Origin of the sequence: Gallalistipes aquisgranensis (assembly GCF_014982715.1) — a bacterium.
In the GTDB taxonomy this organism is placed as follows: Bacteria; Bacteroidota; Bacteroidia; order Bacteroidales; family Rikenellaceae; genus Gallalistipes; species Gallalistipes aquisgranensis.
Window position 1 is genome coordinate 546,041 of sequence record NZ_JADCJY010000002.1, and the last position, 14,403, is coordinate 560,443.

10 protein-coding genes are annotated in these 14,403 nt (G+C 61.8%); 6 read left to right on the top strand and 4 right to left on the bottom strand.

The window, feature by feature from the left end; all coding sequences use genetic code 11:
- Positions 1 to 9 precede the first annotated feature (9 nt).
- Positions 10 to 2,262 carry a beta-glucosidase gene (locus INF32_RS11530; protein WP_226388549.1) on the top strand — a complete coding sequence of 751 codons (2,253 nt, stop codon included), beginning with the start codon at positions 10 to 12 and terminating at the stop codon, positions 2,260 to 2,262.
- 116 nt (positions 2,263 to 2,378) lie between these two features.
- On the opposite strand, the gene INF32_RS11535 is transcribed toward INF32_RS11530, so the two are convergent.
- Positions 2,379 to 3,461: an alpha/beta hydrolase family protein gene (locus tag INF32_RS11535; protein WP_226388550.1), complete on the bottom strand. Its 1,083-nt coding sequence runs from the start codon at positions 3,459 to 3,461 to the stop codon at positions 2,379 to 2,381.
- Positions 3,462 to 3,628: 167 nt separating this feature from the next.
- Entirely contained in the window at positions 3,629 to 4,801 is a 1,173-nt protein-coding gene (locus INF32_RS11540) for a multidrug effflux MFS transporter (protein ID WP_226388551.1), read from the bottom strand.
- Positions 4,802 to 4,945: 144 nt separating this feature from the next.
- Here INF32_RS11540 and INF32_RS11545 point away from each other — a divergent pair, with 144 nt between their 5' ends.
- Positions 4,946 to 5,794, top strand: coding sequence for a helix-turn-helix domain-containing protein (locus tag INF32_RS11545; RefSeq protein WP_226388552.1), 849 nt, complete (start codon positions 4,946 to 4,948; stop codon positions 5,792 to 5,794).
- Positions 5,795 to 5,827: 33 nt separating this feature from the next.
- Here INF32_RS11545 and INF32_RS11550 read toward each other — a convergent pair whose 3' ends face one another.
- Positions 5,828 to 6,586 carry a phage tail protein gene (locus INF32_RS11550; RefSeq protein ID WP_226388553.1) on the bottom strand — a complete coding sequence of 253 codons (759 nt, stop codon included), beginning with the start codon at positions 6,584 to 6,586 and terminating at the stop codon, positions 5,828 to 5,830.
- A gap of 203 nt (positions 6,587 to 6,789) precedes the next feature.
- Here INF32_RS11550 and INF32_RS11555 point away from each other — a divergent pair, with 203 nt between their 5' ends.
- On the top strand, positions 6,790 to 7,485 hold the full coding sequence (locus tag INF32_RS11555; protein ID WP_226388554.1) for a LexA family transcriptional regulator: 696 nt from the start codon (positions 6,790 to 6,792) through the stop codon (positions 7,483 to 7,485).
- Between the two features lie 147 nt (positions 7,486 to 7,632).
- Here INF32_RS11555 and INF32_RS11560 read toward each other — a convergent pair whose 3' ends face one another.
- A complete protein-coding gene (locus INF32_RS11560; RefSeq protein ID WP_226388555.1) occupies positions 7,633 to 8,859 on the bottom strand; it encodes a nucleoside permease in 1,227 nt (408 codons plus the stop codon).
- Positions 8,860 to 9,122: 263 nt separating this feature from the next.
- Here INF32_RS11560 and INF32_RS11565 point away from each other — a divergent pair, with 263 nt between their 5' ends.
- The 3 genes from INF32_RS11565 to INF32_RS11575 all read left to right on the top strand — a co-directional run bounded on the left by INF32_RS11565 (position 9,123) and on the right by INF32_RS11575 (position 14,393).
- Positions 9,123 to 12,470: a TonB-dependent receptor gene (locus INF32_RS11565; protein WP_226388556.1), complete on the top strand. Its 3,348-nt coding sequence runs from the start codon at positions 9,123 to 9,125 to the stop codon at positions 12,468 to 12,470.
- Between the two features lie 376 nt (positions 12,471 to 12,846).
- On the top strand, positions 12,847 to 14,130 hold the full coding sequence (locus INF32_RS11570; protein WP_226388557.1) for a Gfo/Idh/MocA family protein: 1,284 nt from the start codon (positions 12,847 to 12,849) through the stop codon (positions 14,128 to 14,130).
- Between the two features lie 2 nt (positions 14,131 to 14,132).
- Positions 14,133 to 14,393: a hypothetical protein gene (locus INF32_RS11575; RefSeq protein ID WP_226388558.1), complete on the top strand. Its 261-nt coding sequence runs from the start codon at positions 14,133 to 14,135 to the stop codon at positions 14,391 to 14,393.
- Positions 14,394 to 14,403 lie beyond the last annotated feature (10 nt).

Genomic DNA, 14,403 nt, shown 5'->3' on the forward strand with positions numbered 1-14,403 from the left:
CTGAATGTTATGAAAATCAATTGTTCCGTTCTGGCCGTCCTGCTGGCGGGCGCCGCGGTGCTGGCCGGTCCCGCACGGGGCCGGGAAAAGACGCCCCGGTTGGGCGAAGACCCCCTCGGCAAGGTGATCGCCGCCATGACCCTCGAGGAAAAGGCTCTGCTGGTCGTGGGCGACAACGACGAGGGCGACCGGGGCGACATCGTGGGCTATTCCCGCAAGGTGGTGCCCGGTACGGCCGGTGCGACCTGTCCCATCCCCCGGCTCGGCATACCGGCCACGGTGCTGGCCGACGGTCCGGCCGGGCTGCGTATCAAACAGCCCCTTCCGCCTGGCGACCCGAAGGAGTTCTGTACCTCGTTTCCCGTGGCTACGGCACTGGCCGCCACGTGGAATCCGGCCCTTGTGGAGCGGGTCGGCGCCGCCATCGGCAACGAACTGCTCGAACACGGCTGCGACATCTTGCTCGCCCCGGCCCTGAACATCCATCGCAATCCGCTCTGCGGCCGCAACTACGAGTACTACTCCGAGGACCCTCTCCTCTCCGGCAGGCTGGCCGCGGCCTATGTGCGGGGCGTGCAGTCGCAGGGCGTGGGGGCCACCCTCAAGCATTACGTGGCCAACAACCAGGAGACCAACCGCAAGTACATCGACGAGATTATCGACCTCCGTACGATGAAGGAGATCTACCTGCGCGGGTTCTCCATCGCCGTGCGCGAGGGAAAGCCGTGGGCCGTGATGTCGTCCTACAACAAGATCAACGGCCGGTGGGTGGCCGAGCGTCCCGACCTCCTCGTCGGCGAACTGCGCGGCGTGATGGGCTTCGACGGACTGGTGATGACCGACTGGAACTCGAAGGCCGATCTGATCGGGCAGCTCAGGGCCTGCAACAGCCTCTCGATGCCGGGACACCGTCCCGAATCGCAGCGGGTCGTCGAGGCGGTGCAATCGGGCGAACTGACCGAAGAGGAGCTCGACCGCAATGTCCGTTACGTGCTGGAGTACATTCTGAAAACGCCCCGTTTCAGAGGGTATGAGTACGGCAACAGGCCCGACACCGAAGCTAACCACGCCGTTTCGCGCCGGGCCGCCGAGGAGGCCGTGGTGCTGCTGCGCAACGAGGGGGGATGCCTGCCTCTGGCGTCCGAAACCAGGGTGATGCTCTTCGGCGTGAATGCCTACGACTATATCAAGGGTGGCGGCGGAAGCGGCGACGTGAACAGCTGCGGTATCATGAATCTCGACCGGGCGCTGGCCGAAGCGGGCCTGAGGGTGGACACCGAGCTGGAGCCTCTTTACCGGTCTTACCTCGCCCTCCAGATCGCCAACAACCGGGCCCGGTTCCCGAAAAAGAAATACCGCGATGCGGGCAATTTCCCCGAGCTGGCCATCGACCGGGGCACCGTCGACCGGAAGGTGTCGGAGAACGATGCCGTCCTGTTCGTGCTGGGCCGTAATTCGGGCGAGTTCGCCGACCGTACCCTCGAGGGCGACCTTTGCGTCACGCCGGTCGAACGGGAGCTGATCCGCAACCTGTCGGAGTCCTGCCGTGCGGCGGGCAAACCGTTCGTGGTGGTGCTGAACGTGGCCGGCGTGGTGGAGACCGACTGGAAGGAGCAGGCCGACGCCATCGTGCTGGGCTGGCTGCTCGGTCAGAAGGGGGCCCAGGTCACGGCGGACGTCGTCACGGGCCGGGTGAATCCTTCGGGCAAACTGCCCATGACCCTGCCCGTGCGGTACGGGGACGTGCCTTCGAGCCGTAATTTTCCCGGCACTCCGGCTCCGCTGCCCACCCGTGTCGATTACGAGGAGGGCATCTACGTGGGGTACCGCCATTACGACAAGTTCGACGTGGCTCCCTCCTACGAGTTCGGCTACGGTCTCTCCTACACGACTTTCACCTATGGCGGCATGCGGGTGGACCGGGGCCGGAAAGGATCGTTCGTCGTCTCTGTGGAGGTGCGCAACACGGGCGGCAGGCCCGGCCGCGAGACGGTGCAGCTCTACGTGAAGGCGCCCGAAGGCAGCCTCGACAAACCGGAGCAGGAACTCCGGGCCTTCGGGAAAACCCGTCTGCTGCAACCGGGCGAGAGCGAGCGTCTCGTCTTCGAACTCGCCCCGCTCGAACTAGCCTCCTATGACGGCGACCTGATGCGGTGGATCGCCTCCGCAGGCGAGTACGAATTCCGGATCGGGGCCTCCTCGCGGGATATCCGCTGCCGCCAGACGGCCGTACTCGCCCGCGACGTCGTGAAAAGGGAGTAGGTTCTTCCTGCCCGAAAGAAAACGGAGAGGGCTGTCCGGCAAATCGCGGACAGCCCTCTTTGCGGATACGCTTCCGGAGAGAGGGAAGGCCCGTGCCTTTTCTCCCCGGCGCCGTCTTATTTTACCCCTTCCGAAGCCTCTTTCCAGACGATCCGGCCTTTCCCCCGGGTGAGCTTCGCCTTGTGCTTTTTCAGATCGTAGGTCACTTCGCCCACGGAATCCACCGAATCCAGGAAGACGGAGAAGTGTTTGGTCACGACGTAACCGCCGACCACCAGCTTACCTTTCTGCGGGAGCTGCGGCACCGGATGGGGTTTCAGTGCCTCCCGCTCCAGCGCCCTGCGCTGCGCGAGCTGTTCGGGAGTGATCCGTCCCCAGTGGTCGCGCGTGCCGACGCCGGCCAGCTCCAGATAGGTCACCTGTTTGCCCAGCGCCCGCGCTTTCTCCACGTAGTTGCGGGAGTGGTCGACCGGAACCCGCGGGTCGGTCTCCCCGTGGGCGATGTAGAGGGGTGTGAGCAGGTTGGACACAGTGGTGATGCCGCTGCGCGAGGCATAGGCTTCGGGATTCTGTTCCGGCGTGGTGCCGATCCATACGTCCATCTCGTCGCGGAACTCCTTCAGCACGCTGTCCTGCCGGTACCATTCGGCATAGTCGCTCATGCCGCAGGATATCTGGGCGCTGCAGAACAGGTCGGGAAACTTGCCCACCAGTCCGTAGCCGTTGCCTCCTCCTCCGCTGCCGCCCATGTAGTAGACCTGCTGCGGGTCGGAGATATACTTCTTGTAGTGCTCCGTCACGTATTTATAGGCGTCGTAGAAGTCGTAGAGTTCGTATCCGTTGCAGTCGGGCCTGCCCGTGGAGTATTTCCGTCCGCGCATGTCCACCTGCACGGTCAGGAACCGGGGGGAGGGGTTGGGCGAATCGGCCTTGGGCGGCTTCACCGACATGTGCCATCCGTGCGACATGAGCAGCACGGGCGACGGCTTGTCCGGTTTGTAGACTACGATGGCGAATTCGACGCTGTCCGAGACGGTCGATCCGATCCGGAAGAAGTCCACCTTCTTCGAACGGAAGAATTCGCTGTTTTCCTTGAACTGTCCGTCCTCGAAGAGGACGTCCACGTCGTTTTGGGCCTGTGCGGCGGTCAGTACGCCGGTCAGGAGCGCCAGAAGCAGGACGGTGCATGGTCTTTTCATGGTGTCAGGGTCGTTAGGTTTCATCCGCCGCCGGACGGGTTCCGGCGGTCGTAACGGCAAAGATAGTGTTTTTTCCCTTCGGAAGGAACGTTTTTCGCCTCCTCCCACCCTCTTTGCGCTCGTACCGGAGATGTGTCCGTATCCTGAAACCGGGCGGCGGACCGGTTTCAGGCGGAGGTGGCGCCGTGTCGTCCCAATCGCAGGAAACAGCCGGCCGTGCAGAGGCAGCAGAGGCCGACGATCGCGGCCGTGGGGGTGAAAATGTTCCCCATGCCGGCCAGCGGCGAGAGTGCGCCTCCGAACAGGAACTGGAAAGCCCCCAGAATGGCGGATGCATTGCCTGCGCTGTCGCGTTCCAGTTCCATGGCCAGCGCCGTGGAGGAGGGCAGGATGATGCCGAGGCAGACCATCAGGACGAGCAGGGCGGCCTCCGTCCAGAGAAACGGAAGCCGGGCCGCCAGGATTCCGGCCGTTACGACTCCCGCGACGGCGAATCCCCGGACACCCGCACCCAGGGCGCGGGCCGTGTTCCCGAAACGGGATACGGCCACGCCGCCAGCCATGATACCCAGTGCGTTGAGGGCGAAACAGAGACCGTATTCCAGCGGACTGAGTCCGTAGTGTTCCTGGAAGATGAAGGGCGAGGCGGCGATGTAGGTGAACATGACGCCCATGGCGAAGGTTTGGATCAGCACGAAACCCATGAATTTCCGGTTGCGGAGTGCGGGCAGGAACCGGGTGAAGGGGTTGAATCCGCCGCCTGTCTGCCGGTTTTGCGGGGCCAGCGACTCCCTCAGCCGCAGGGAGGCGGCCAGCAGGAGGACCCCGAGCGCCAGCAGGAGCCGGAAGATGCCGTGCCAGTCGGTCAGGCCGAGCACGACTCCGCCCAGCACGGGTGCCGCGATCGGGGCGATTCCCTGTACGCAGACGAGCATGGAGAAGAACGAAGCCAGCTCCCGGCCCCGATAGAGGTCTGTGGCTACGGATTTGGAGATCACCACGCCGCCTGCTCCGGCCACGCCCTGCAACAGCCGGAAGAGGATGAACCATCCGGCCGAAGGGGCGGCGATGCAGCCGGCAGTGGCGGCGATGAAGAGCGCGAGCGACCAGAGCAGCGGGGCCCGGCGTCCGTACCGGTCGCTCAACGGTCCCGCGATGAGCTGTCCGAAGGCCAGACCGAAGAGGCAGACCGTCAGGCTCAGTTGGGCCACGGAGGCCGAACTGCCGAAGTATTCGCTGAGCCGGGGCAGTGCGGGAAGATAGAAGTCGGTGACGAAGGGGCCGAAGGCCGACAGCATGCCCGTCACCAGCAGCAGATAGAGTTTTGAATTCCGTTTCATCTTTTTCCTCTTTTTTGTGTTGCAAAGGTGCGGATTTCCTCCGGCCCGGGCATGTCCCGTTCGGTGCGGGTTCCGTCCCGTTCGGCGCGGATTGTGCATTCGAAAATAAAATGTAATTTTGCCTGCGGTCAACACCGATGGACGATGGAGCGCGGATGCGGCGACATAATCCCGGAAGAGCATTTCCGGATCGTGCCTCCGGGGGAGTATCTTCCGGGGTGTATGCCTTTCGATGCCTCGTGGGACGGGGTGGAGCTGGTGCTTTGCCTGACGGGATCGGCCGTCCTGTCGATCGACGGGGTCCGCTACGGGCTGGAGGGCGGGACGCTGGCTGCCATGATGCCTTTCCAGGGGGCGGAGCTCTCCCCCGGCGAGGGCTTCACCATGTTGGGACTCGCCTTCACGTTCGATTTCCTGACCGATTTTCCCTTCACGCTGAAACCCTGCGTGGTGGAGAGGATCGCCGCCGGTCCCCTTCTGTCGCTGACCCGTCCGCAGCGGAAGCTGCTCGCGGAGTATCATGCCCTGATCCTGCGGCAGTACCGCGACCGGGAGCATCCCTCTCGCGTCGAGGTGGTCAAGGCGCTGGTGTTCGCTTTCCTCGCGGAGGTCGGACACATCTACACCGGTCAGAGGAGTGCGTCCGCCTGTTCCCACCGGGAGGCGATCGTCCACGACTTTTTCGGTCTGCTCCACGCTTTCCACCGCAGTTGTCGGGAACCCGCTTTCTATGCCGGGAAGCTGTGCCTCTCCACCAAGTATCTCTCTCGTGTGCTGAAAGAGGTGACGGGACGGGCGATCTACGCATGGATCAGCGATTTCGTCGTCAAGGACGCCAAACGGCTGCTGCGGACCACCGACCTGACGGTGGAGGAGATATCCGAACGGCTCCGTTTCCCCAACGCCTCGTTTTTCGGCCGCTATTTCAAGAAGAATACAGGCATGACGCCGCTCGGTTTCCGGAAAGCCTTCCGCCCTGGGGGGAGAGGGTAGCGGTGTGGGCCGGTCCCTCGTCACTCTTTCATGCTACGGCACGACCCGGATCGCGTGGATCAGAGCCGCTTTTGCGCCGCGGCCGGCGGCCGGGTCCGGAGCGTTCCGCAGGTCGGGAAGGCGGAATGTTCCGGCGTCCGAGCCGAAACGGTCGCCGATCGCCGTGTAGAGGGCTGCGTATGCCTGTTTGCCGAGAGGGCGCCCGTCGCAGGGCAGCCACCCTTCGGAGAGCCGTTCGGAGGCGAATGTCAGGATCGTACCCACGGGTACGGCCTGCCTCAGCCGGTCGTGCAGGGCGGCCGTTCCTGCGGCGCTGCGGTTCCATGCCGTCCGCTCCGCGTCGGTGACGAAACGGTGTTCTTCATCCTGCACGGCATCGGTGAACTCCCGGCCGCCGTCACGGTCCACGACCAGACAGGGAAGGCCCGGATGCGTGGCGTGCAGACGGACTTCGTAACGGAACGCGATGGGGCGGACGCTTTCCGGTTCGGTTTCGAGCACTTCCCTGTGCAGGGCCAGATAGACGGGAAACCGCTCCACGTGTTCGGCGCCGGCGAAACGCAGCAGGCGGAAGACGGGCCGGTCTCCGTCCATGCCCGCCAGCGCCACGACGCCCGGAGTGATGCGGTCACCGACGGCTTCGCAGCCCCGGACGATGCAGGAGCCGTATTGTTCGAAGAATTTGTCGAGCAGGCCGGCCGCTTCGTCCCTCAGCTCGATCAGTTCGCGTTCCCCGTGCCACGGCCCCGGAGTCCGTTCGCAGAAAAGGGTCTTTGTCATCTCTTTTTCCATAAAAAATCGGATTATATCGTTGGGTGAATGAATCCCTGTGTACATGGGTGTCGTAAATAATTTCGTTGTTTTCGAAGGATGTGGTTGCTGTTTCGAAAAAAATATCTATTTTTGTCGGTGTGTCGATACAAATATCGAATGATTTTTCGCAAAATCCAAATGTTTTCGAAATTATTTTCGAAAATGTATAAAACCCGGAGTCTATGGAGAGCATAGCGAAACGCATCGAAAAGCTGGTGGAACGGTTCTGCCACGGCAATAATTCGGAGTTCGCCCGCATGATCGGGACGAGCGAGGCCAACATCCGCAACTACATCGCCGGGACGCAGCCCCGGTTCGACGTCCTTCGGGCCATCGCGGAAAATTTCGACGTCGACTGCCAGTGGCTGCTGACCGGTCGAGGAGGGATGCTCGCCGGGGAGGAAGCTCCCTACGTCGTCTCGAACCGTTTCGAACTGAAGACCGACCGCAGCATGGAGATGCAGCGGGTGCCGCTCTACGACCTGGAGGCCACGGCGGGTCTCGTGTCGCTCTTCCTGGACACCCACGCCAAGACGCCGATCGACTATATTTCGATTCCCGACCTGCCGCTGTGCGACGGAGCGGTCTACGTGCGGGGCGATTCGATGTATCCGCTGCTCAAGTCGGGCGACATCGTGCTCTACAAGCAGATCACCGACATGCGGTACGGCATTTTCTGGGGGGAAATGTACCTGATCGCCTTCAACGTGGACGGGGAGGAGTACGTGGCCATCAAGTACGTGCAGAAATCGGAACAGGAGGGGTATATCCGGCTGGTGAGCTACAATGCCCACCACAGTCCGCAGGACATTCCCCTGAGCCGTGTGCGGGCCATGGCGCTGGTCAAGGCCAGCATCCGTTACAATACGATGCGCTGACGTTCCCCCGGCTCCGGTGCGGGCCGTCCGCCGGTCGGCCGCACCGTCCGGCCGGAAGGGGACCCATCAACTGTTTCACCCCGTCCCAACGCATTGGGACGGGGTGAAACAGTTCGTTCCGCAGGGGGTCGGCCCTCCCGCGGAAGGTCATTTCGCCGCGGCGGTTTCGGGTGTGTGCTTGTAGCGGAAGACCAGCAGGAAGACGACGGCCACCAGCAGCGAGTAACCCGCGAAGACGAACCACGAGTCGGGCCAGCCGAAGCTGTCCACCACCGCGCCGGCCGCATAGGAGCCCACGAAGGCGCCGAAACCGTTGGTCATGATCATGAAGACGCCCTGCGCGCTCGAACGGATCGAGGGATCGGTCTCCTTCTCCACGTAGAGGGAGCCCGAAATGTTGAAAAAGTCGAAGGCCACTCCGTAGACGATCATCGAGAGGATCAGCATCCAGACACCGCCGCCCGGATTGCCGGCCCCGAGCAGTCCGAACCGGAGCACCCAGGCCAGCATGCTGATGAGCATGACGTTCTTGATGCCGAACCGGCGCAGGAAGAAGGGGATCAGCAGGATGCAGAGCGTCTCCGAGGCCTGCGACAGGGAGATGAGGATGTTGGCGTGCTCCACGCCGAACGTGCCTTTGTAGAGCGGATCGTTCCCGAAGAAGTTGGTCAGATAGTCGTTGGCGTAGGCGTTGGTGATCTGGAGCGACATGCCCAGCATCATCGAGAAGATGAAGAAGATCGCCATCTTGCGCTCTTTGAACAAGGCGAAGGCCCGCAGGCCGAGGGAGTCCACCCACGACTGCCTGCGCGGGGTGCGGTCGACGGCGCACGGCGGCAGCGTGAAGGAGTAGGCGCCCAGCACGAGGGCCGCCGCCGCCGCCACGTAAAGCTGGCCGGCCGAGGAGTCGAATCCCAGCAGGTCGACCGCGATCATGGCGCAGATGAAGCCCACGGTGCCCCACACGCGGATCGGGGGAAAGGTCTTCACCGTGTCGTATCCCTTCATCTCCAGGGCATTGTAGGCCACGGAGTTGGAGAGGGCGATGGTGGGCATGTAGAACATGACGCTGCACAGGATCAGCCCGTAGAGCGGACCGTACTCGTGCTGCGGAGCGGCCGCCACCAGAAAGGCCGCTCCGACGATGTGGCAGATGCCCAGCAGCTTCTGGGCCGGAATCCACCGGTCGGCGATGATGCCCATCACGGCCGGCATGAAGAGGGAGGCGATTCCCATCGTGGCGAAAAAGCTCCCGATCTGGAGCCCGGTGAAGCGGAGCGTTCCCCCCAGGTAGGCTCCCAGCGAGATAAGCCATGAACCCCAGATGAAATACTGGAGGAAATTCATGATTATCAGACGGTGTTTTATGTTCATTTCCGTTGGTTTTAGGTTCTGTTCCAAAGCGGGAGGTAAATATAGGGAAATTTCCGGAAAATCGCCTCTCCCGGCATTTTATCCCGCCGAAATCTTGCGCAATGTTTTATAATCCTGTATATTTGAGTATATTTATGGCGGTTTCGGCTCTCCGGCCGGCTTCGGAAGTCGGGGCGGTCTTCTTCAATGCCCTCTCTTTCATGCCGTTCGTCTTGCCTGACCGATGACCCTGAAAACGAAAAACTAACCCTAAACTCTGATTTATGAAAAAAATCGTCTCTTTGTTGTTTTCCGTGCTGTTGTTTTCGCTGGCTTCGGCACAGGTGACGACGTCCAGTTTCAGCGGAAGAGTAACGGACGCTGCGGGTGCCCCCCTGGTCGGTGCGGCCGTGATCGCCGTGCACACCCCTTCGGGTACGGAGTACGGTACGGTGACCGACGCCAAGGGAAATTTCCGCATCATGAATGTCCGTCCCGGCGGTCCCTACACCGTCACGTTCCGCCTGCTCGGCTACAAGACCTTCGCGGAGAAGGATATCCGGGTCCCGCTGGGGGACAATTACGTGCTGCGCCCCTCCCTTCCGGAAGAGACGACCAATATTGATGCCGTACAGGTCTCGTGGGGCAAAAATCCGATCATGAACGCCGACCGGAGTGGAACGGCCACCAACGTCAACAGCCGCCAGTTGGCGACCCTGCCCTCCATCACGCGGAGCATCAACGATTTCACCCGGCTTTCGCCGCAAGCCGGCCACGACAACTCCTTCGCTGGACGTGACGGCCGCTACAACAATATCACGGTGGACGGCGCCGCCTTCAACAACAGTTTCGGTCTGAGCACGGCCAACAACATGCCGGGCGGCGACTCGCAGCCCATCTCGCTGGACGCCATCCAGGAGGTGACGGTCAATGTCTCCCCGTTCGACGTGCGCCAGTCCGGTTTCACGGGGGCCGGCGTGAATGCCGTGACCCGGAGCGGCGACAACGATTACCAGGGATCGGTCTACACCTATTTCCGCCCCAGGTCCTTCACGGGCGAGAACGTGCGCGGCGAGGTGGTGCCGGGCGCCAAGACCACCATGTACAAGACCGTGGGCATGCGTGCCGGAGGGCCCATCGTGCGTAACAAACTCTTCTTCTTCGTGAACGGCGAAGTGGGCAGCGAGGCCACGCAGGGCATCCGGTGGCGTCCTTCGCAGAAGAACACGGCCGGTCCCGGACAGGGCGATGCCGGCAGCTACGTTTCGCGCACTTCGACCTACGATCTGGAGCGGGTGAAAAACCACCTGCTCTCCACCTACGGTTACGATCCGGGTTCGTACACCGATTTCCCGAACTTCGCCGTGGACGACTATCGGATCATGGCGCGTCTGGACTGGAACATCGACGACCGGAACCAGCTGATGGTACGCTACAACATGGTGAATTCCGTCTCCGACCAGACGGCCAGCGGCTCGATGCCCACGGGGCTGGGTTCGTCGGCCAGCCGGTACAGCGTGAATGCCTTCAACTTCTCCAATGCCAACTACGGTTTCCTGAACCGGGTGCACTCGCTCACGGGAGAGTGGAACAGCCAGTTCTCGTCGCGGGTTTCCAACAAACTGCTGGTCACGTGGATGAACAACAAGTCGGTGCGGACGAGCCCCAGCGCCGAGTTTCCCTTCGTGGACATTCTGGAGGGCGGCACGCAGTACATGTCGTTCGGTTACGAACTGTTCTCCTATAACAACGGGGTGACTAACAAGTCCTTCACGGTGACCGACAACGTGACCGTGGCGCTGGGTGACCACACCCTCACGGCAGGTGCTTCGTTCGAACGCCAGTATTTCCTGAACTCCTATATCCGCGAGGGCCTGAGCTACTACCGCTACAATTCGGTGGACGATTTCCTGAACGACGCCAGACCGGCCGCCTTCGCGCTGACCTATCCTTTCGCCGGCGAGGACGCCATCCGGGGCACGGAGCTGACCTTCGGCATGGCCAGCGCCTACGTGCAGGACGAGTGGCAGATCAATCCCAGGTTCAAGCTGACGGCGGGTCTCCGGTTCGAGATGCCTTTCTGTTTCAACGAGCTGGGCAAGGATACGCAGATCGAAGGGGTGGGATACGTGAGGGACCTCGCTTTCGACCGGGGCGAGAAGTACGACCTGGGTACGTGGCCGAAGAGCCGTCTGATGGTATCGCCCCGCATCGGTTTCAACTGGGACGTGAAGGGCGACCGCAGCTGGCAGGTGCGCGGCGGAACGGGGGTCTTCACCGGGTTCGTGCCTTTCGTGTGGTACACAAACCAGCCGCAGGGTGCCGGATACATCCAGGCGGCCGAGACGGCGTGGAACAGCGCGGCGGTACCCGACGACATGCGTTTCGAGCCCGATTACCGCAAGCAGCTTTCGAAATACTCGAGCCTGCTGCCCAACGACCGGCGCGGCGTGATCGGGAGGGGCGGGAGCCTGAGCAAGGTGGCCGACGATTTCAGACTGCCGCAGGTGTGGCGTACGACGGTGGCTACCGACATCCAGCTGCCGTGGAACACGGTGCTCACCGTGGAGGCGATCTACTCGAAAGACATCAATGCCGTGATGATGCGCAACGCCAACCTCTCTTCGCAGACCTACGGCCATTTCACGGGGCCCGACAACCGCCCCGTGTGGTGGCAGGGGAACGGCAACTGGATCGACGGCGGGGATGCGCCTTCTCAGGCACGGCGCACGGTGCAGCCCTCCGTCAATTCGATGACGGTGATGGAGAACACGCGGCTGGGACGTCAGTTCCTCGCCACCGTACAGCTCACCAAGAGCTTCTCGAACGGCTTTTCGGGCATGGTCTCCTATACCTATAACAATTCGAGGGACGTGGGCGTCAATGCCGGTTCGAACGGCAATTCGGCCTGGCGGTCGAACGTCGCGGTCAACAACCTGAACTATCCGGGGCTCTCCTACTCCATGTTCTCGGTGCCCCACCGTGTCAACGGTTACGTGTCGTATGCGATCCAGTACGCCAAGAAACACCTTTCCACGACCGTTTCGCTCTACTACACCGGTTCGCACACGGCCCGTCTCTCCTATATCTATTCGAACGACCTGAACGGCGACGGGCAGGCCTGCGACCTGATCTACGTGCCGCGCGACGCGAGCGAAATCCGTTTCGTGGACGTGGTGAAGGACGGTCGGGTGACCTATTCGGCGCAGGACCAGGCGGCCGACTTCTTCGCCTATGTGGAGGGCAACGGGTATCTGAAAAAACGCAAAGGGCAGTACGCCGAGCGGGGCGGGGCGCTGGCTCCGTGGCTCAACCGCTTCGACGTGAAGATCGTGCAGGACATCGCCGCCCGTTTCGGAACCGGCAAGCGCTACACGCTGCAGTTGACCGCCGACATTCTGAACGTGGGCAACCTTCTCTGTTCGGACTGGGGCATCTATTACGCCAACGGCCTGCGCGACTACGACAACATCATGCCCCTTACCTACCGGGGCGTGGACGCTTCGAAGACCCCGACCTTCACGCTCAATGCCTCCGACCGGGAGAGTTTCCGCAAGAAAGCCGGCTGGAACGGCCAGCTCTCCACGAGCAGTACGTGGGGCTGCCAGTTGGGTGTGCGGCTGATTTTCTGAAACGACCGTCCGTAAAAGGGGGGCTCGTATGCGTGATTCCGATGAAACCGCCTCCGACGGATTCCGTTCCGTCGGAGGCGGTTTCCGGTTCCTCTTCTGATTGGCCGTATCCGGAAACGGGGGTGTTTTCGCGGGAAAGTGCGGTCAGGTGTCCTTTGCGCGTACGATTTTCGCGGAATTTCCGTTCTCTTTCCGGCCGGTCCGGGTTTGCTGACGGGGGGGGCTCCGCTGCCGGCCGGAGGGGTCGGTCAGGGCATCCCCGGTGGAAAATAGACGCGAATCCGGGGTTTCCTGCCGCAATCGGGCTGTTTTTTTATCAAAAAAGTTTTACCTTTGTGGAAATTTTCCCGAGAAACTGATAACCTGAAATAATCGTATGAAAAAGAACGTTCTTTCTCGCCGGGAATTCCTGAAAGAGTGCGGTCTGCTGGCCGGAGCGACGGCCGTCGCCACCTCTTTTCCGTGGATGACGGCCCTTTCCGAAGAGAACCAGAAGGCTACGGACGGTGAAAAACTGCGCGTGGCCGTCATCGGACCCGGCTCCCGGGGCCGTTATCATCTGAATTTCCTGGTACGCAATCCCAAAGTGGAGGTGACGTGGCTCTGCGACGTCTACCAGCCCAGTCTGGACAAGGCTTTGGCAATCGCTCCCGGGGCCAAGACCTGCAAGGATTACCGCGAGGTGCTGGACGATCCCGAGGTGGACGCCATCTACGTGGTCACCCCGCTCGATACCCACAAGCAGATCACCGTCGACGCTTTCGAGGCCGGCAAGCACGTCTTCTGCGAGAAGTCGCTCTCGCACAACTGCGCCGATGCGCTCGAGATGTACAACGCCCACCTGCGTACCGGCAAGGTCTTCTTCGTCGGCCAGCAGCGCCTCTACGATCCCTACTATCTGGAGGCGATCCGGATGATCGAGGAGGGGATGTTCGGTCCCATCGAGGGGATCAAGACCTTCTGGTACCGCAATGCGGACTGGCGCCGCGAGGTGCCTTCGCCCGAACTGGAGCGGCTCATCAACTGGCGGCTCTACCGCGAACACTCCTGCGGGCTGATGACCGAGCTGGCATGCCACCAGGTGCAGCTGGGCACATGGATTTACAAGGATATTCCCGAAACGATCATGGGCTCCGGGGCCATCACCTTCTGGAAGGACGGCCGCGAGGTGGAGGACAACGTGAACGTGATCTACACCTACAAGGACGGGCGCCGGGTGAGCTTCGAGTCGATCATCTCGAACAAGTTCTACGGGCTCGAAGAGCAGATCATGGGCCATCTGGGTACGGTGGAGCCCGAAAAGGGAAAATACTATTTCGAACAGACGCCCCCCATGCCGGGCTTCCTGCGCATGATCAACGACCTGGAGAAGGATATCTACGGCGATCTTTCGTTCGCCGGGCCGAGCTGGGACCCCGAGATCGCGCGGCAGAACCACGGCGAGTTCATTCTGGGTCGCAAGCGTCCGCCCCGCAACGACGGTTCGGGTTACCTGAACGACGCCTTCGTAGAGGCCTCCCTCACCGGAAAGCAGCCGCCTATGGTGGCCGAAGAGGGCTACTACGCCACGATCATGTCGCTGCTGGGCCAGCAGGCCATCGACGAAAAGCGGATCATCGCCTTCCCCGAAGAGTTTAAGATAGATTACAATTACAGGTAGCCATGAAAGACGTTGTATTGAAAGGCCGGATCGTCAAGCGCGAGATCATCATCTATGTCGTCTGTCTCGTGGTGACGTATCTTCTGAATATTTACGCGATAGCCACTTACGACAATACCTCCTGGACGGAACTGTACGAGGTGTGGTATGCGGTGCTCTTCGTGTCGCTGGTGCTCTACGGGCTGACGGTGCTCGTCCGGCTGATCCTTTGGGGGCTCTGGGCGCTGGTGCGTCCGCTCGTTTGCCGCGGCAGGGCGCAGTAAACCGGATCGT